This is a genomic window from Actinomadura geliboluensis (assembly GCF_043197915.1).
GTDB lineage: Bacteria > Actinomycetota > Actinomycetes > Streptosporangiales > Streptosporangiaceae > Spirillospora > Spirillospora geliboluensis.
Genome location: NZ_JBICUA010000007.1, coordinates 253481 through 274836 on the forward strand (window position 1 = coordinate 253481; position 21356 = coordinate 274836).

1 protein-coding gene (cut by a window edge) is annotated in these 21356 nt (G+C 71.1%); it reads right to left on the reverse strand.

The window, feature by feature from the left end; genetic code table 11:
* Positions 1–21349, reverse strand: the 5' portion of a protein-coding gene (locus tag ACGFI1_RS23690; RefSeq protein ID WP_392787900.1) for a type I polyketide synthase. The gene continues 10799 nt to the left of window position 1, outside the view; 21349 of the gene's 32148 nt are visible here — the first part of the coding sequence; it begins with the start codon at positions 21347–21349; the stop codon falls past the left edge of the window.
* Positions 21350–21356 lie beyond the last annotated feature (7 nt).

Genomic DNA, 21356 nt, shown 5'->3' on the forward strand with positions numbered 1-21356 from the left:
GCTCACCGAGAGCCACGGCCGCGTCGAACAGCGCCAGGCCCTCCTCTGCCGTGATGGGCGTGATCCCCGAGCGGGCCAGGCGGGCCAGGTCGGCGTCGTCCAGGTGGCCGGTCATGCCGCTGCGGTCGGACCACATTCCCCAAGCCAGGGAAGTTGCGGTCAAGCCCTCGGCGCGACGGCGCTGGGCCAGCGTGTCAAGGAAGACGTTCGCCGCCGCGTAGTTGCCCTGGGCCGCGTTGCCCAGAACGCCCGCCATGGAGGAGAACATGACGAACGCGGCGAGATCTGTGTCGCGAGTGAGTTCGTGCAGGTGCCAGGCGGCATCGGCCTTCGGCCGCAGCACCGCGTCAAGCCGGTCAGGCGACAAGGCCGACACCAGACCGTCCTCCAGCACACCCGCCGCATGCACCACCGCAGTCAGCGGCTGCTCCGCCGAGACCTCCGCCAGCAGACCCGCCAACGCTTCACGATCACCGACATCACACGCCGCCACCCGGACCTCGGCCCCCAACGCCGCCAGGCGCTCGACCAGCTCCCCGGCACCCGCCGCCTCGGAACCCCGACGACTCACCAGCAGGAGGCGCCGAACCCCGTACTCACGCACTAGATGACCGGCGAGCAGCCCACCAAGCTCACCCGTCCCGCCAGTGATCAAAACCGTCCCGTCCGGATCCCAACCCCGCGGCACGGTGAAAACGATCTTGCCGACATGCCCGGCCCGGCTCATCAGCCGGAACGCCTCGGGCGCCCGCCGGATGTCGTACGCGCGGACGGGCAGCGGCCGGAGCGCCCCCGCCTCGAACAGTTCCACCAGCTCGGCCAGCATCTCGGCGAGCCGGTCCGGACCGGCCTCCAGCAGGTCGAACGCCCGGTAGCGCACGCCCGCGTACAGCTCCGCGATCCGCTCCGGATCGCGGACGTCCGTCTTGCCCATCTCGATGAAGCGCCCGCCGCGCGGCAGCAGCCGCAGCGACGCGTCCACCAGGTCGCCGCTGAGCGAGTCGAGAACGACGTCCATCCCGGCGCCCCCGGTGGCGGCGGCGAACCGTTCCTCGAACTCGGCGGTGCGCGACGAGGCGATGTGCTCGTCGTCCAGCCCTGACTCCCGCAACGCGGCCCACTTGCCGGTGCTCGCCGTCCCGAACACCTCAGCACCCAGATGCCGCGCCAACTGCACCGCCGCCATCCCCACACCACCAGCGGCGGCATGGACGAGGACCTTCTCGCCCGCCTGGAGCCCGGCCAGGTCCACCAGGGCGTACATCGCGGTCAGGAACACCGTGGTCGCGGAAGCGGCCTGCTCGAAGGTCCAGCCGTCGGGAACCGGGGCGACGAGCCGGCGGTCCACGGTCGCCAGGGGGCCGAACGAGCCGGGGATCATCCCCATCACCCGGTCGCCGACCGCGAGTCCTGCCACCTCCGATCCGACCTCGACGAGGGTGCCCGCGGCCTCGTTGCCCATCGAGGCTTCGCCCGGATACATGTCCAGGGCGATGAGCACGTCCCGGAAGTTCAGCCCGGCCACTCGTACCGCGACCCGGACCTGGTGCGGAAGCAGCGGCTCCGCAGCCTCGGGGGCCGCCACCAGGGACAGCGCGTCGAAGGTCCCGCGGCTGGTCACGTCCAGCCGCCACGCGGCCTGGTCGCGCGGGGGCGTCAGTCCCCCGGCGGCGCGGGTCAGCCTCGGTACCAGGACCTCTCCGCCGCGCACCGCCAACTGCGGCTCACCGCAGGCCAGCGCGGCGGGCAGGATCCGGAGGGAACGCTCGTCCTCATCGACGTCGGCGAGGATGAAGCGGTCCGGGTTCTCTGTCTGCGCGGTGCGGAGTAGACCCCACACCGGTGCTGAGGCGAGGTCGGGCTTCTCCGTGTCGTCGACCGCCATCGCGCCGCGAGTGACCACGGCCAGTCGCATGTCCGCGAAACGCTCATCGGCCAGCCACGCCTGCACCACGGACAATGCCCTGAGCAGCACGTCGCGAGCGGCGACGGGATCGGCAGCATCACCGGGTGCGCTGCAGGTCAGGGCAAGATCGGGCCTGGAATCGGCGGGTTCGTCGCCCAGCATGGCTAGATCCGCGTAGTGCCGCGTCTGTGCGGTGCTGAGGCCGAGTGCGTCCTCGCCGACCAGCGCCAGCGATCCTCCATCGGAATCCGGTACGGCGTGGCTCACCCATTCCATGCGGAACATCGCGTCGTGACGGATGTCCCGCGCCCCGCCCAGCTTCTCCGGATCGACAGGACGCGATGTCAGCGAGCCGATCGACGCGACCGGCGCGCCCTCGGTGTCGGCGACCTCCACGGCGAGGGTGTCGCCGCCGGACGGTGCGAGTCGCACCCGGACGTTCTTCGCACCGGTCGCGTGCAGACGAACGTCAGACCACACGAACGGCAACTTCGGAGGCCCGTCGTCCTGCTCGTCCGAAACCAGATCGGCATGTAGGGCCGCGTCCAGCAGGGCCGGGTGAATGCCGAAAGCCTCTACCTCCGTGTGCCCTTCCTCGGGCAGGACGACCTCCGCGAACAGCTCGTCGCCCCGCTTCCATACCGAGCGCAACCCTTGGAAGGTCGGGCCGTACTGATAGCCGAGGGCAGCCAGCGACGAGTACACCTCGCCCGTCTCCACCGGTGCCGCTCCGGCCGGCGGCCACACCCGCGCATCCCATGTGGAGGGCACTGGATCACCAGAAGCCAAGACACCCGTGGCATGGCAGGTCCAGGGCTCGCTCGTCCCGTCAGCGTCGTGCCGGGAGTAAAGATCCACCGAGCGTCGTCCGGTGTCGTCCGGCTCTCCTGTCTCGACCCGCAGCTGAACTCCGCCTGTCGCGGGCAGCACGAGCGGCGCCTGAAGGGTGAGCTCTTCGAGATGGTCGCAGCCGACCTCGTCACCCGCGCGCAGCACCATCTCAACGAACGCCGTACCCGGCAGCAGGACGGTCCCCGAAACCGCATGATCGGCCAGCCACCCATGCGACCCCAACGACAACCGGCCTGTCAGAACCGTGCCACCCGTCCCCGCCAACTCCACCGCAGCACCGAGCAACGGATGCCCCACCGCCGCCTGCCCAGCCGCAGCCGCATCTCCTGCCTTCGCAGTTGTTTTGAGCCAGTAGCCCTGGTGCTGGAAGGGATAGGTGGGCAGATCGAGATGGGCCGGCGGGGCGGCCGGATAGAAACCGGACCAATCCAGGGCTACATGGGCATGAACAGTCGCCAGGGAGGCCAGGACACGGTGCCAGGTGTCCTCGTCGCGGCGAAGGCTGCCGGTGACGGCGATCTGGTCAGCGCCGCCGTGCTCTTCAGCGGTTTCCTGGAGTGGGTGGGTGAGGACGGGGTGCGGGCTCACCTCGATGAACAGGGTGTGGCCGTCGTCCAGGAGGGCGCTTGTGGTCGCCTCGAACGCCACGGTGGTCCGCAGGTTCTCGTACCAGTACTCCGCGCCCATCGTCGCCGTGTCGCTCATCACGCCGTCGGCATGACCGGCCACTGTCGAGTAGAAGGCCACCTCGGCCTGGCGCGGACGCACGGGCTCCAACAGCTCGAGGAGCTGGTCGTGGAGAGCCTCCACGTGCGGAGAGTGGGAGGCGTAGTCGACCGGGATCTTCCGCGCGCGAACACCGTCGCGCTCGCAGAGCGAGATGATCTCGCCCAGCGCGTCGGCGTCGCCCGCGACGACGGTGGCCGAGGGGCCGTTGACGGTGGCGACGGCCACCCGGCCTGCCCATGGGGCGATGAGATCCTCGGCATCCGCTACGGGGAGGCTCAGGGAGACCATCCCGCCTTGGCCCGCGATGTGGCTGATGGTCTGGGACCGCAGCGCCACGATGCGGGCCGAATCCTCTAGGGACAGCACACCGGCGATGTGGGCGGCGGCGATCTCGCCTTGGGAGTGGCCCACTACTGCGTCGGGGGTGACGCCCAGGTGCTCCCACAGGCGAGCCAGGGAGATCATCATCGCCCAGAGCGCGGGCTGGACGACGTCCACCCGGTCAAGGTCGGGAGCGTCGTTGGTCTGGGTGAGGACGTCGATCAGGTTCCAGCCGGTGAACGGCTCCAGCGCCTCCGCACACGCGGTGAGGTGCTCGGCGAACACCGGCGAAGTGCGCATCAACTCCACGCCCATGCCCGCCCACTGGGAACCCTGCCCCGGGAAAACGAAGACCGTCCTGCCCGGCTCGGCCGCCGCAGTCCCGGTGACCACGTGCGGTGAGGGTTCACCGCCGGCCAGCGCCGCGAGCGCACCCCGGAAATCGGCGGGCTCCCGGCCGATCACCACCGCCCGGTGCTCGAACACCGAACGGCCCGCCACCAGCGCATGCCCGACCTCAGCGGGCGTCGCCTCCGGACTGCGGTCGAGGTGGTCCAACAGCCGCCGCGCCTGCTCCTGAAGCGCAGCCTCGGACTTCGCCGACAGCGGCCACGGCAACGTCCCGTCCGTCACCGCCACCGGCTCCGGCGCCTCTCGGACCTCACCCTCCTCTGGAGCCTGCTCGATGATGAGGTGCGCATTGGTGCCACTGATGCCGAAGGACGAGACCGCGGCCCGACGCGGACGGTCGGCCTCCGGCCAGGGCTGCTGCTCGGTCAGCAACTCGACGGTGCCCGAGGACCAGTCGACGTGGGACGTCGGCCGGTCCACGTGAAGCGTCTTAGGCATCTGGCCGTGCCGCAGGGCCATAACAGTCTTGATCACACCGGCCACACCGGCGGCGGCCATGGTGTGGCCGATGTTCGACTTCAACGACCCCAGCCACAACGGCCGGTCTGCCGGGCGTCCCTGGCCATAGGTGGCGATCAGCGCCTGCGCCTCGATCGGATCGCCCAGAGTCGTTCCGGTGCCGTGCGCCTCGACAAGGTCGATCTCCTGCGATGACAGGCCCGAGTTAGCCAGCGCCTGCCGGATCACACGCTCCTGCGAAGGACCGTTAGGAGCCGTCAGGCCGTTGGACGCACCGTCCTGGTTGACCGCCGAACCGCGGACGACCGCCAACACGGGATGCCCGTTGCGTTGCGCGTCCGACAGCCGTTCGAGGATGAGGACACCGACGCCCTCACCCCAGCCGGTGCCGTCCGCCGCATCGGCGAACGCCTTGATCCGGCCATCGGGCGCCAGGCCACGTTGCCGGCTGAACTCGGTGAACAGGCCCGGTGTGGCCATCACCGACACACCGGCGGACACCGCGAGGGTGCACTCCCCCTGGCGCAGCGCCTGCGTCGCCTGGTGCAACGCGACCAGCGACGACGAGCACGCCGTGTCCATGGTCACCGCCGGGCCTTCCAGCCCGAGGAAGTACGCCAGCCGACCGGAGATCACGCTGGTCGTCCTACCGGTGAGTAGGTAACCGTCGAACCCGGCGGTATCGGTCAGTGATCCGTAGTCCTGTGACAGCGCGCCGACGAACACGCCGGTCTGGGTGCCGCGCACCGACTCCAGGCGGATCCCCGCGCGTTCGAACGCCTCCCACGCGGTCTCCAACAGCAACCGCTGCTGCGGATCCATCGCGGTCGCCTCACGCGGACTGATCCCAAAGAACCCAGCATCGAACTCGCCCGCGTCGTACAGGAACCCGCCCTCGCGCGCATAGGTCTTCCCCGCCCGCCCCGGATCCGGGTCATAGACCCCGTCAACGTCCCAGCCACGATCCGTAGGCATCCCCGAGATCGCCTCACTGCCGGACGCCACCAACTCCCAAAGCTCCTCGGGCGACCGGACACCCCCCGGCAGACGGCATCCGATGCCCACCACGGCGACCGGCTCGTCCAACGCCGCCGCCACGGCCACGGGCTCGGCTGCAGGCGCCACCTCCCCCAGCAGTTCACGGCGCACGTACCGCGCCAACCCGGCTGGAGTCGGATGGTCGAAGATCGCCGTCGCCGACAAGCGCAAACCGATGGCCCCGGTCAGCCGGTTGCGCAGTTCCACCGCCGACAGCGAATCGAACCCGATCTCCCTGAACTTGGCGTCCGGCCGGATCGCCTCCGCATTCGCGTGCCCCAGCACGATCGCGGCGTGCGCGCGCACCGTCTCGACCAGTTCGCGTTCCACATCGGCGGCGGGCATCCCGGCGAACCGATGCCCACCCGCCACCGGACCACCGGCCGCAGCGGTGCGCCGGACGGCACGCGGACGCACCAGCGCGCCGAGCACCACAGGCACATCCCCACCCTGCGCCAACCGCGCGACATCCAGCCGCGCGGGCATGACCGCCGGCTCCCCAAGGGCGAGCGCCGCGTCGAACAGCGCCACCCCTTCGTCCGATCGGAGGGGCACCAGGCCGACGCGGGCGAAACGGGCCAGGTCCGCCTCTCCCATGTCTCCCGTCATGTCGCTGCGCTGATCCCAGAAGCCCCACGCCAGCGACGTCGCCGGCAGCCCCTTGGCCCGGCGGTGCTCGGCCAGCGCGTCGAGGAAGACGTTCGCCGCCGCATAGTTGCCCTGGCCGGGATTACCTAGGACACCCGCCACGGAGGAGAACAAAACGAACTCGGCAAGCTCCATCTCACGGGTGAGCTCGTGCAGATTCCAGGCCGCGTCGACCTTGGGACGGAACACGCTCTCGACACGCTCGGCGGTCAACGAGGAGATGATGCCGTCATCGAGCACACCTGCGGCGTGGACGACGGCGGTGAGCGGATGCTCCTCAGCGATCCCCGCCAACAGGTCGGCGAGCGCGTCGCGATCGGCGGTGTCGCAGGCGGCGACGGTGACCTTCACACCCAGGCCGGTCAGCTCGGCGGCAAGGTCGGCGGCGCCCGGAGCGTCCAGGCCGCGCCGGCTGGTCAGCAGCAGATGCCCGGCCCGCCGCTCCTCCGCGAAATGGCGGGCGAGCAAGGCACCCAGGGTCCCTGTGCCGCCCGTGATCAGCACCGTGCCTTCCGGGTTCCACACCGGCGGCATGGTGAGCACGATCTTTCCGACGTGCCGCGCCTGGCTCAGGACGCGGAACGCCTCGGGCGCCCGCCGCACGTCCCACGTCCGGACGGGCGAATGCGCGAGCGCACCGCGCTCGAACAACTCGGCTATCTCGGCGAGCATCGCCTGGAACCGCTCCGGCTCCGCGAGAGCGAACTCGGCCAGGTCGAACGCCTGGTACTCCACACCGGGACGGGCCTCGGCCACTTCCGAGGGGTCGCGGACGTCGGCCTTGCCCATCTCGACGAACCGGCCACCGCGCGGCAGGAGCCGCAGCGAGGCGTCCACGAACTCTCCCGCCAGGCAGTCCAGGACCACGTCCACGCCCCGGCCGCCGGTCGCCGACAGGAACCGCTCCTCGAACTCCAGCGTCCGGGACGAGGCGATGTGCTCGTCATCCAGCCCGGACTCCCGCAGCGCGGCCCACTTGCCGGTGCTCGCCGTGCCGAACACCTCGACGCCCAGATGCCGCGCCAACTGCACCGCGGCCATCCCCACACCACCGGCGGCGGCATGCACCAGCAGCGACTCGCCCGGCCGCAGCCCGGCCAGGTTCACCAGCGCGTGGTAAGCCGTCGCGAACACCATCGGCACCGCCGCCGCGTCCTCGAACGACCAACCGTCGGGAACCCTCACGACCAGACGGTGATCGGTCACCGCCACGGGGCCGAACGCCCCCGGGACCATCCCCATCACCCGGTCGCCCGGCCGCAGCCCGGTCACGCCCGAACCGACCTCGGTCACCACCCCGGCGGCCTCGACGCCCATCGACGCCTCTCCCGGGTACGTGTCCAAGGCGATGAGCACGTCCCGGAAGTTCAGCCCGGCCGCCCGCACCGCGACCCGGACCTGGTGCGGCAGCAGCGGCTCCGCCGCCTCGGGAGCCGCCACCAGGGACAGCGCGTCGAGCGTTCCGCGGCTGGTCACGTCCAGCCGCCACTCCGTCCGCTCCTGCGGAGGTGTCAACGCTCCATTCGCCGCCGCTCGGGTCAGCCTCGGGAGAAGCACCTCTCCGCCGCGCACTGCCAACTGCGGCTCACCGCAGGCCAGCGCGGCGGCGGGCAGGATCCGGAGGGAACGCTCGTCCTCATCGACGTCGACAAGGAGGAACCGGTCCGGGTTCTCCGTCTGCGCAGACCGCAGCAGACCCCACACCGGTGCGGAGGCGAGATCGGGCTTCTCCGTGCCGTTGACCGCAACCGCGCCGCGAGTGACCACGGCCAATCGCATATCCGCGAAACGCTCATCGGCCAGCCACGCCTGCACCACGGACAACGCCCTGAGCACCTCGCCGCGAGCGTCGGCGCCCGCAACAGGCAGATGGCAGGACAGAACGAGTCTGGGGCGAATATCGGGAGCGAGTTCGTCCCCCAGCACGGAGAGATCCGCGTAACGCACGCCGTCCAGCAGGGTGCTGAGGCCGAGGCCGTCCTCGCCGACCAGCGCGAGCGATCCCCCATCGGATTCCGGTAGCGCGTGGCTCACCCAATCCATGCGGAACAGCGCGTCGTGCAGAACGTCCCGTGCCCCGCCCAGCTTCTCCGGGTCGACCGGGCGCAACGCTAGCGAGCCAATCGATGCGACCGGCGCGCCTTCGGTGTCGGCGACCTCGACGGCAAGGGTGTCGGTGTCGCCACCGGCCGGTGCGAGTCGGACCCGCACGTTCGTCGCGCCCGTCGCGTGCAGGCGAACGTCAGACCACACGAACGGCAACTTCGGAGGCTCCGGCTCCTGCTTCGTCTCTGGGAGGACGCCGGCGTGCAATGCCGCGTCCAGCAGGGCTGGGTGAATCCCGAAAGCCTCTACCTCCGCATGCCCCTCCTCGGGCAGGACGACCTCGGCGAACAGCTCCTCGCCCCGCTTCCATACCGCCCGCAGCCCTTGGAAGGTCGGGCCGTACTGATAGCCGAGATCGGCCAGCGACGCGTACAACTCACCGGTCTCCACCGGCACCGCTCCGGTGGGCGGCCACACCCGCGCATCCCACGTCGACGGATCCGAATCACCAGAAGCGAGCACACCTGTGGCGTGGCAGGTCCAGGACGCACCTGTCCCCACGCCATCAGGCCGGGAGTGGACGGTCACCGAACGCCGTCCTGTGTCGTCTGGCTCCCCTACCTCCACCTGGAGATGCGCCCCATCGGTTCCGGGCAGAACGAGCGGTGCTTGCAGAGTGAGCTCTTCGAGATGGTCGCAGCCCACCTCGTCGCCCGCGCGCAGCACCATCTCCACGAATGCCGTGCCCGGCAGCAGGACAGTTCCTGAAACCGCATGGTCGGCCAGCCACCCATGGGCCCCCAGCGACAACCGGCCGGTCAGAACCGTGCCACCCGACTCCGCCAACTCCACCGCCGCACCGAGGAGGCCGTGCTCGGCGGCATGCAGGCCGAGGGTACGGGCGTCGGTGGCGGCGGTGGTGCCCTGGATCCAGTAGTGCCGGCGTTGGAAGGGGTAGGTGGGGAGGTCGAGCTGCGCGGGGTGAGCGCTGGGGTAGAAGCCCGCCCAGCCGGGGGTGGCGTGCGTGTTAGCGGTGGCCAGGGAGGTCAGGACGCGGTGCCAGGTGTCCTCGTCACGGCGGAGGGTGCCGGTGACCAGGGTTTGTTCGCCCGCTGGGTGCTGTTCGGCGGTCTCCTGTAGTGGGTGGGTGAGGACAGGGTGCGGGCTGACCTCAATGAACAGGGTGTGCCCATCGTCCAGCAGGGCACGGGTGGCCGCCTGGAAGTCGACGGTGGTGGCCAGGTTCTCGTACCAGTACGGCGCGCCCATCTCCGTCGTATCACGCATCGCGCCATCGGCATGACCGGCCACCGTGGAGTAGAACCCGACGGTCGCCGGTAGAGGTCCGACCGGCGCCAGAAGCTCCAGCAGCTCGCCGTGCAGTGCCTCCACGTGCGAGGTGTGGGAGGCGTAGTCCACCGGGATTTGCCGAGCCCGAATGTCCTGGCGCTCGCAATGCGACAGCAACTCCTCCACGGCATCGCTGTCACCCGCGACCACAGTGGCCGACGGCCCGTTGACCGTGGCGACCGCCAGCCGTCCCTGCCACCGTTCGATCAGCTCCGCGGCATCGGCCGCGGGGAGGGGCAGGGAGACCATGCCGCCTTGGCCCGCGATGCGGGTGATGGTCTGGGAGCGCAATGCCACGATGCGGGCCGAATCCTCCAGGGTGAGGATCCCGGCGATGTGGGCGGCGGCGATCTCGCCTTGGGAATGCCCCACAACGGCGTCGGGGGTGACGCCCAGGTGCTCCCACAGGCGAGCGAGGGAGATCATCATTGCCCACAGGGCGGGCTGGACGACGTCCACCCGGTCCAGGCTCGGGGCACCCTCCACCTGGCCGAGGACGTCGATCAGGTTCCAGCCGGTGAACGGCTCCAGCGCCTCCGCACACGCGGTCAGATGTTCGGCGAACACCGGCGAAGTGCGCATCAGCTCCACGCCCATGCCGGCCCACTGCGAACCCTGCCCCGGGAAGACGAAGACGGTCCTGCCCGGCTCGGCCGCCGCAGTGCCGGTGACCACATCGGCGGAAGGCTCACCCGTGGCGAGTGCGGCGAGGCCGTTGCGGAAGTCGGCGGGCTCCCGGCCGATCACCACCGCCCGGTGCTCGAACACCGAACGGCCCGCCACCAGCGCATGCCCCACCTGTGCAGGCGACGCCTCCGGACGGGCAACAAGATGATCCAGCAGCCGCCGCGCCTGCTCCCGAAGCGCAGCCTCGGACTTCGCCGACACCACCCATGGCAACGTTCCGTCCGTCACCACCACCGGCTCAGACTCCGGGACCTCCCGGACCTCATCGCCCTCTGGAGCCTGCTCGATGATGAGATGCGCATTGGTGCCACTGATGCCGAAGGAGGAGATCGCGGCCCGGCGGGGACGTCCGGTGTCCGGCCACGGCTGCTGCTCGGTCAGCAACTCGACGGTGCCCGAAGTCCAGTCGACGTGAGACGTCGGCCGGTCCACGTGAAGCGTCTTGGGCATCTGACCGTGCCGCAGAGCCATCACGGTCTTGATCACACCGGCCACACCGGCGGCGGCCATGGTGTGACCGATGTTCGACTTCAACGACCCCAGCCACAACGGCCGACCCTCCGGACGCCCCTGGCCATAGGTCGCGATCAGTGCCTGCGCCTCGATCGGGTCGCCGAGTGTGGTCCCTGTGCCGTGGGCCTCGACCGCATCGACCTCGTCGGCCTGGACGCGCGCGTTGGCCAGCGCCTGCCTGATCACACGCTCCTGCGAAGGACCATTAGGTGCGGTCAAGCCGTTGGACGCACCGTCCTGGTTGACCGCCGAGCCACGGACGACCGCCAACACCTGGTGGCCGTTGCGTTGCGCGTCCGACAGCCGCTCCAGGATGAGGACACCGACGCCCTCACCCCAGCCCGTGCCGTCCGCCGCATCGGCGAACGCCTTGATCCGGCCGTCGGCCGCCAGCCCTCGCTGTCGGCTGAACTCGGTGAAGAAGCCCGGTGTGGCCATCACCGACACACCACCGGCCACTGCGAGAGTGCACTCCCCCTGACGCAGCGCCTGCGTCGCCTGGTGCAACGCGACCAACGACGACGAGCACGCCGTGTCGATGGTGATCGCCGGGCCTTCCAACCCGAGGAAGTACGCCAACCGACCGGAGATCACGCTGGTGGTCCGGCCCGTCAGCAGCAGGCCGTCGGCGCCCTCCACGGCCTCGTGAAGGTGAGGGCCGTACTCCTGCGACAGCGCACCGACGAACACGCCGGTCTGGGTGCCGCGCACCGATTCCGGGCGGATCCCCGCGCGTTCGAACGCCTCCCACGCGGTCTCCAGCAGCAGCCGCTGCTGCGGATCCATCGCCGTCGCCTCACGCGGACTGATTCCGAAGAACCCCGCGTCGAACTCCCCGGCGTCATAGAGGAACCCGCCCTCGCGGGCATAGGTCTTACCCGGCCGCCCCGGATCAGGGTCGTAAAGCCCGTCAACGTCCCAGCCGCGATCCGTCGGCATCCCCGAGATCGCCTCGGTGCCGGACGCGACCAGCTCCCACAACTCCTCCGGAGAGGCGACGCCTCCCGGCAGTCGGCATCCGATGCCCACGATGGCCACGGGTTCGTCCAGCGCGGCGGCCATGGCCACGGGCTCGGCGGCGGGTGCCGCTTCACCGAGCATGTGCCGGGCCAGCCCGGCTGGGGTGGGGTGGTCGAAGACGGCAGTAGCGGACAGGCGTCGGCCGATCGCCGCGCTCAGCCGGTTGCGCAACTCCACCGCCGACAGCGAGTCGAAACCCAACTCCTTGAACTTGGCGTCCGGGCGGACCGCCTCCGGCGTCGCATGCCCCAACACCGTCGCCGCGTGGGCCCGCACCATCTCCAGCAGTTCACGCTCGACATCGGCGGCCGACATCCCGGCGAACCGCTCACCGCCCGCCGCCGGACCGCCCGTGGCGGCAGTACGCCGGACGGCACGCGGGCGCACCAGCGCACCGAGCACCGCAGGCACATCCCCGCCCTGCGCCAACCGCGCGACATCCAGCCGCGCAGGAACAACCGCCGGCTCACCGAGAGCCACGGCCGCGTCGAACAAGGCGAGCCCTTCGTCCGATCGAAGCGGCACCAGGCCGACGCGGGCGAAACGGGCTAGATCCGCCTCCCCTATGTCCGCCGTCATGTCGCTGCGCTGATCCCAGAAGCCCCAGGCCAGCGATGTCGCCGCCAGCCCTTGGGCCCGGCGGTGCTCGGCCAGCGCGTCGAGCAAGACGTTCGCCGCCGCATAGTTGCCCTGCCCCGCGCCGCCGATCGCGGCCATCACCGAAGAGAACATGACGAACGCGGCGAGATCTGTGTCGCGGGTGAGTTCGTGCAGGTGCCAGGCGGCATCGGCCTTCGGCCGCAGCACCGCCTCAAGCCGGTCAGGCGACAACGCCGACACCAAACCGTCCTCCAGCACACCCGCCGCATGCACCACCGCAGTCAGCGGCGCCTCCGCCGAGACCTCCGCCAGCAGACCCGCCAACGCCTCACGATCACCGACATCACACGCCGCCACCCGGACCTCGGCCCCCAACCCCGCCAGGCGCTCCACCAACTCCGCCGCGCCCGCCGCCTCAGCACCCCGACGACTCACCAACAGCAGATGCCGAACCCCGTACTCACGCACTAGATGACCGGCGAGCAACCCACCAAGCCCACCCGTGCCACCAGTGATCAAAACCGTCCCGTCCGGATCCCAACCCCGCGGCACAGTGAAAACGATCTTGCCGACATGCCCGGCCCGGCTCATCAGCCGGAACGCCTCGGGTGCCCGCCGCACGTCCCACGTCCGGACCGGCGAATGGGTGAGCGCACCGCGCTCGAACAGCGCGACGAGATCGGTCAGCATCCGTTGGACGAGTTCCGGCTCCGACAGGGAGATCGTGATCAGGTCGAACACCTGGTACTCGACGCCGGGGTGGGCCTCGGCGACCTCCCCCGGATCGCGGACATCGGTCTTGCCCATCTCGATGAACCGGCCCCCGCGCGGCAGCATCCGCAGGGAGGCGTCGACGAACTCCCCGGCCAGGCTGTCCAGGACGACGTCCATTCCCTGGCCGGACGTGGCGGAAAGGAACCGCTCCTCAAACTCGACGGTGCGCGACGACGCGATGTGCTCGTCGTCCAGCCCGGACTCCCGCAGCACGGCCCACTTGCCGGTGCTCGCCGTCCCGAACACCTCAGCACCCAGATGCCGCGCCAACTGCACCGCGGCCATCCCCACACCACCGGCGGCACCGTGCACGAGGACCTTCTCGCCCGCCTGGAGCCCAGCCAGGTTCACGAGGCCGTGGTACGCAGTCGCGAAGACGATCGGCACGGACGCCGCGTCCTCGAACGACCAGGTCCGGGGCATCGGTACGACCAGGCGATGATCGGTGACCGCGACGGGCCCGAACGCTCCGGGCATCATCCCCATCACGCGGTCGCCCGGCCGCAGCCCGGTCACGTCCGCACCGACCTCGGTCACCACCCCGGCGCCCTCGATGCCCAGAGAGGCGTCACCCTGGAGGAGGCCGAGCGCGACGAAGACGTCCCGGAAGTTCAGCCCGGCCGCCCGCATGTCGATCCGGACCTGGTGCGGCAGCAGTGACGCCATCGCGTCGGGGGCCGCCACCAGGGACAGCGCGTCGAGGGTTCCGGGGCTGGTCGCTTCCAGCCGCCAGGCAGTCTCGTCCTGCGGGGGCGTCAGCGCGTCGTCGGTCTGGGCCCGGACGAGCCTCGGCACCAGGACCTCGCCGCCGCGCACCGCCAACTGCGGCTCACCGCAGGCCAGCGCGGTAGGCAGGAGTTGCAGCGAACGCTCGTCCTCATCGACGTCGACAAGGAGGAACCGGTCCGGGTTCTCCGTCTGCGCAGACCGCAGCAGACCCCACACCGGTGCCGACGCGAGATCGGGCTTCTCCGTGCCGGCGACCGCAACCGCGCCGCGCGTGACCACGGCCAGCCGCATGTCCGCGAAACGCTCATCCGCCAGCCACGCCTGCACCACGGACAACGCCCCGAGCAGCACACCGCGTCCGGCGACGGGATCAGCAGCATCACCGGGCGGGCAACAGGCAACGACAGAATCGGGCTGGGAGACAGCAAGTTCGTCACCCAGCACGGACAGATCCGCGTAGCGCCCGCCGTCCAGATGGGTGCTGAGGCCGAGTCCGTCCTCACCGACCAGCGCCAGCGACCTGCGTTCGGGCTCCGGTACGGCACGGCTCACCCACTCCATCCGGAAGAGCGCATCGTGGAGGACGTCCTGCACGCCGCCCAGCTTCTCCGGATCGACAGGGCGCAACGCAAGCGAGCCGATCGACGCCACCGGCGCGCCTTCGGTGTCGGCGACGTCCACCACGAGAGCGTTAGGCCCCGAGGGGATGAGTCGCACCCGCACGTTCGTCGCGCCGGTCGCGTGCAGACGGACGTCAGACCACACGAACGGCAACCTCGGAGGCCCATCACCCTGCCCGTCCGAAACGAGCCCGGCATGCAGGCCCGCGTCCAGCAGCGCAGGATGGATCCCGAAGGCGGTCGCGTCCCGGTGCTGCTCCTCCGCCAGAGCCACCTCTGCGTAGACCGCGTCGCCCCGCCGCCATACCGCCCGCACCCCTTGGAAGGCCGGGCCGTACTGATAGCCGAGATCGGCCAGCGACGCGTACAACTCACCGGTCTCCACCGGCGCCGCTCCGGCCGGCGGCCACACCCGCGCATCCCACGTCGACGGCGCCAGATCACCGGAAGCGAGCACACCCGTGGCGTGACAGGTCCAGGACGTACCCGTCCCCACGTCGTCAGGCCGAGAGTGGACGGTCACCGAACGCCGTCCGGTGTCGTCCGGCTCCTCTATCTCGACCCGCAGTTGAACACCGCCTGTCGCGGGCAGCACGAGCGGCGCCTGCAGCGTCAGCTCTTCGAGACGGTCACAGCCGACCTCGTCGCCCGCGCGCAGCACCATCTCCACGAACGCCGTACCCGGCAGCAGGACGGTCCCCGAAACCGCATGATCGACCAGCCACCCATGCGACCCCAATGACAACCGGCCTGTCAGAACCGTGCCACCCGTCGCCGCCAACTCCACCGCCGCACCGAGCAACGGATGCCCCACCGCCGCCTGCCCAGCCGCAGCCGCGTCCCCCGCGCTCTCGCGCCTCTCCAGCCAGTAGTTCTGATGCTGGAAGGGGTAGGTGGGCAGATCGAGATGGGCCGGTTGGGTCGCCGGATAGAAACCGGACCAATCCAGAACGGCATGGGCGTGAACAGTCGCCAGGGAGATCAGGACGCGGTGCCACGTGTCGTCGTCCCGGCGAAGGGTGCCGGTGACGGCGATCTGGTCGGCGCCGCCGTGCTCCTCAGCGGTTTCCTGCAGAGGATGGGTGAGGACGGGATGCGGGCTGACCTCGATGAACACCGTGTGCCCATCGTCCAGTAGCGAACGAGTGGCGGCCTGGAAGTCGACGGTGGTGGCCAGGTTCTCGTACCAGTAGTCCGCGCCCAGCAGCGTCGTGTCGCTCATCGCGCCGCCGACATGGCCGGCCACCGTCGAATAGAAGGCCACGTCCGGCTGCCCGGGACGTACCGGAGCCAGTACCTCCCGCAACTCCTCGCGGAGGGCCTCCATGTGCGACGAATGGGAGGCGTAGTCGACGGGGATGCGGCGGGCACGAACGTTCTCGGCCTCGCAGTGGGCCAGCAGCTCATCGACGGCGTCGCCGTCACCCGCGACGACGGTGGCCGACGGCCCGTTGACCGTGGCGACGGCCAGGCGCCCTTCCCAGCGCTCGACCATGACCACGGCGTCGGCCATGGGCAACGGCAGGGAGACCATTCCGCCCCTACCCGCGATGCGGGCGATCGCCTGGGAGCGCAACGCCACGACGCGGGCTGCATCCTCCAGGGACAGCACACCTGCGATGTGGGCGGCGGCGATCTCCCCCTGGGAGTGCCCCACCACTGCATCGGCCGTGACGCCCAAGTGCTCCCACAGGCGAGCCAACGAGACCATCACCGCCCACAAGGCGGGCTGGACCACATCAACCCGGTCCAAGCTCGGAGCACCCTCCACCTGGCCGAGCACGTCGATCAGGTTCCAGCCGGTGAACGGCTCCAGCGCCTCCGCACACGCGGTCAGATACTCGGCGAACACCGTCGAGGAGCGCATCAGCTCCACGCCCATGCCGGCCCACTGCGAACCCTGCCCTGGGAAGACGAGAACCGTCTTGCCCGGGCGAGAGGCACCCGCACCGGTGACCACGCGAGGGGACGGCTCACCTGCGGCCAGCGCCGCCAACGCGTCCCGGAAGTCGCCGGGCTCCCGGCCGATCACCACCGCCCGGTGCTCGAACACCGAACGGCCCGCCACCAGCGCATGACCCACCTGCGCAGGCGACACCTCAGGGAAAGCATCCAGATGATCCAGCAGCCGCCACGCCTGCTCCCGAAGCGCGGCCTCGGACTTCGCCGACACCACCCACGGCAACGTCCCGTCCGTCACCACCACCGGCTCCGGCTTCGGGACTCCCCGGACCTCACCGTCCTCCGGAGCCTGCTCGATGATGAGGTGCGCGTTGGTGCCGCTGATGCCGAAGGACGAGATCCCCGCCCGACGCGGACGATCCGCTTCCGGCCAGGCCCGCTCCTCCGTCAGGAGCCGCATCGCACCGGACGACCAGTCCACGTGGGAGGACGGGCGGTCCACGTGCAGCGTCCTCGGCAGGCGGCCCTGCCGCAGGGCCATCACCATCTTGATGACGCCGCCGACACCCGCCGCGGCCATGGTGTGGCCGATGTTCGACTTCAACGACCCCAGCCACAGCGGCCGATCCTCCGGACGCCCCTCGCCATAGGTCGCGATCAGCGCCTGCGCCTCGATCGGGTCGCCCAGCCGCGTGCCCGTGCCGTGCGCCTCGACGGCGTCGATCTCTCGCGCCCGCAGGCCGGCGCTCGCCAGGGCCTGCTGGATCACGCGCTCCTGCGACAGCCCGTTGGGGGCGGTCAGGCCGTTGGACGCGCCGTCCTGGTTGACCGCCGAGCCGCGGACGACCGCCAGCACCCGGTGGCCGTTCCGCCGCGCGTCGGAGAGGCGTTCGAGGAGGACGAGCCCGACGCCCTCGGCCCAGCTCGTACCGTCGGCCGCCGCGGCGAACGGCTTGCACCGGCCGTCCGCCGCGAGCCCGCGCTGGCGGCTGAACTCCACGAACATGCCCGGCGTGGCCATGACGGCGACGCCGCCGGCCAGGGCGAGATCGCACTCGCCGTTGCGGAGCGCCTGCGCGGCCATGTGCATCGAGACGAGCGAGGACGAGCATGCGGTGTCCACCGTCACGGCCGGGCCCTGCAGTCCGAGGACGTACGAGACGCGGCCCGACACGACGCTCGCGGTGTTGCCGGTCAACAGGTAGCCGTCGAAGCCGGCCGCGCCGTCGTGCAGGTGGGGGCCGTACTCCTGGCTCATGGCGCCGACGAAGACGCCGGTCTGGCTGCCGCGCAGCGCGGCCGGATCGATGCCCGCCCGCTCGATCACCTCCCAGGAGGTCTCCAGCAGCAGCCGCTGCTGCGGGTCCATCGCCGTCGCCTCGCGCGGGCCGATCCCGAAGAAGGCGGGGTCGAACGCCGCCGCGCCCGCCAGGAACCCGCCCTTGGCGACGTAGGACGTGCCGGGCCGGTCGGGGTCGGGATCGAGGAGCCGGTCGAGGTCCCAGCCGCGGTCGGCGGGAAAGTCGGTGATGGCGTCGACGCCTTCGCTGACGAGCCGCCACAGGTCCTCGGGCGACTGGACGTCCCCCGGGTAGCGGCAGGCCATCGCCACGATCGCGATCGGGTCGTCCGCGGCGGCGGGGGCCGACGGGCCGCCGGTGCCGCCGGACTCCGCGGAACCGAGCAGTTCGGCCTGGAGGCGGCGGGCGAGGGCGGCGGGGGTCGGGTGGTTGAAGAGCAGCGTGGACGACAGGTCCAGGCCCGTCAGCGCGCCCAGCCGGTTCCGCAGGTCGAGGGACGCGAACGAGTCGAATCCGAGGTCCTTGAACGTGCGGTCGGCGTCGACCGTCTCCGCCGTGACCCGTCCGGTGATCGCCGCGACCTCGGCGCGGATCCGGTCGGTGAGGATCTGCTCCTGGACGGTCGGGGACGCCTTGCCGAGCCGCTCCAGTAGCGGCGGCAGCGCGGCGGACTCGGCGGGTGCGGCCTCCTCGGGCGCGGCGGCGGGCGGGGCGGCGGGCGCTGCGGACTCGATGTCGGCGGAGCCGTCCGCCGGAAGGTCGATCCAGTGGCGCCGCCGCTGGAAGGGGTAGGTGGGCAGGCTGAGGCGGGCGGGCCGGGTGGCGGGGTAGAAGGCCGTCCACGGGGCGGCGGTGCGGGTGGCGGCCAGCGAGGTCATCACGCGCTGCCAGCTGTCGTCGTCACGGCGGAGGGTCCCGGTGACGGCGACTTCGCCGGCGCCCGCGTGGCCGGCCACGGTCTCTTGCAGCGGGTGGGTGAGGACGGGGTGGGCGCTGGCCTCGATGTACAGCGTGTGCCCGTCGTCCAGCAGAGAGCGGGTGGCGGCCTGGAAGTCGACAGCGGTGGCCAGGTTCTCGTACCAGTACGCGGCCCCCATCACCGTGGTGTCGCTCAGCGCGCCGCCGGCATGGCCGGCGACGGTGGAGTAGAACCCGACCGTCGAGGGACGAGGCTCGACCGGCGCCAGCGCTTCCAGCAGCTCGGCGCGGAGCACCTCCACGTGCCAGGTGTGGGAGGCGTAGTCGATGGGGACGCGGCGGGCGCGGACGCCGTCGTCCGCGCAGGAGGCGAGCAGCTCGTCAACGGCGTCGCGGTCGCCCGCGACCACGGTGGCCGACGGCCCGTTGAGCGCGGCGACCGCCAGCCGTCCCCGCCACCGTTCGATCAGCTCTACGGCCTCGTCTGCGGGCAGTGGCAGGGAGACCATCCCGCTCCGGTCGGCGATGCGGGTGAGCGCCCGGGACCGCAAAGCCACGATTCGGGCGGAGTCTTCCAGGGTGAGGATCCCGGCGATGTGGGCGGCGGCGATCTCGCCCTGGGAGTGGCCCACCACCGCATCCGGGGCGATGCCCAGGTGCTCCCACAGGCGCGCCAGGGAGATCGTCATCGCCCACAGGGCGGGCTGGACCACGGCGTCCCCGTCGAGGCGCGGTGCGTCCGGCGCCTGGGTGAGGACGTCGATCAGGCTCCAGCCGGTGAACGGCTCCAGCGCCTCCGCACACGCGGTGAGGTGCTCGGCGAACACCGGCGAGGAGCGCATCAACTCCACACCCATGCCGGCCCACTGCGAACCCTGCCCGGGGAAGACGAGGACGGTCCTGCCGGGGGCGGCGGCCGTCTTGCTCGTCACCACGCGAGCTGACGGCTCGCCGGTGGCCAGCGCCGCCAACGCGTCCCGGAAGTCGCCGGGCTCCCGGCCGATCACCACCGCCCGGTGCTCGAACACCGAACGGCCCGCCACCAGCGCATGCCCCACCTGCGCGGGCGACACCTCCGGGAAGGCATCCAGATGATCCAGCAGCCGCCGCGCCTGCTCCCGAAGCGCGGCCTCTGACTTCGCCGACACCACCCACGGCAGCGTCCCGTCCGTCACCACCGCCGGCTCCACCTCGGCGGGGGCGGCGGCGTCCTCTCCGCCCGTCCATTCGCGGAGGACGACGTGGCAGTTGGTGCCGCCCATGCCGAAGGAGCTGGTGCCCGCGACCAGGGGCCGGTCGGGGCGGGGCCAGGGGGTGAGGTCCCGCTGGACGCGGAGGCGGAGTTCGTCGAAGGCGATGTCGGGATTGGGCGTCTCGAAGTTGAGGCTGGGCGGCAGCTCACGGTGCCAGATGCTGAGGATGGTCTTGAGCAGCCCGACGACGCCGGCCGCGCCCTCCAGGTGGCCGACGTTGGTCTTCGCGGACCCCACGAGGAGCGGGGATCCGGCGGGGCGTCCGGCGCCGAGCGCCGCTCCCAGCGCGGCGGCCTCGATCGGGTCGCCCACGCGCGTCCCGGTGCCGTGGAGCTCGACGTACTGGACGTCCTCGGGGCGGGTGCCGGCCTGGTCGTGCGCCCGGCGGATGACCTCCGCCTGCCCGCGTGCGCTGGGAACCGTGAGGCCGGGCGTGGTCCCGTCGTTGTTGACGGCGGTGCCCGCGATCACGCAGTAGACCCGGTCGCCGTCGGCCACCGCCCGGGACAGGGTCTTCAGGACGAGGTAGGCGCCGCCTTCACCACGGACGTAGCCGTTGGCTCCGGCGTCGAAGGTCCGGCACAGGCCGTCCGGTGACAACCCGCCGAACTTGGACGAGCCGAGAGTGCTCTCGGGGGTGAGCGTGAGGTTGACCCCGCCCGCGAGCGCGAGCGTGCAGTCTCCGGCGCGGAGGCTCTCCGCGGCCAGGTGCACCGACACCAGCGACGAGGACTGGCCCGCGTCGACCGCGAGGCTGGGGCCGTTGAGGCCGAGCGTGTAGGAGAGCCGGTTGGCGATGATGCTGCGGTGGAGCCCGGTGACGGAGTGGCGGTCGATGCGGCGGGTGCCATGCTTGTAGAGCCGGATCGCGTAGTCGTCCCAGATGGCGCCCACGAAGACGCCCGTGCGCGTCCCGGCGAGGTCCGCGGGGACGATGCCGGCGTCCTCCAGCGCCTCCCAGCCGAGTTCGAGCATCAGGCGCTGCTGGGGGTCCATCATCGCGGCCTCGTTCGGCGCGACGCCGAAGAAGTCGGCGTCGAAACCGGCGACGTCGTCGAGGAAGCCGCCGCGCGCGGAGATCACCCCGCCGGGGTCCGCGGCGTCCTGGGCGTCGGGGCCGACCGGCCCGCGCGCGCCCCGGCGGCCGGCGGGAACGTCGGTGATGCCGCTTCCGCCGTCGCGCAGCAGCTCCCAGAAGGCGCGCGGATCGCCCGCCTTGGGCAGGCGGCACGACATGCCCACGACCGCGACGGGCTCGCGCAACTCGGACATGCGATTC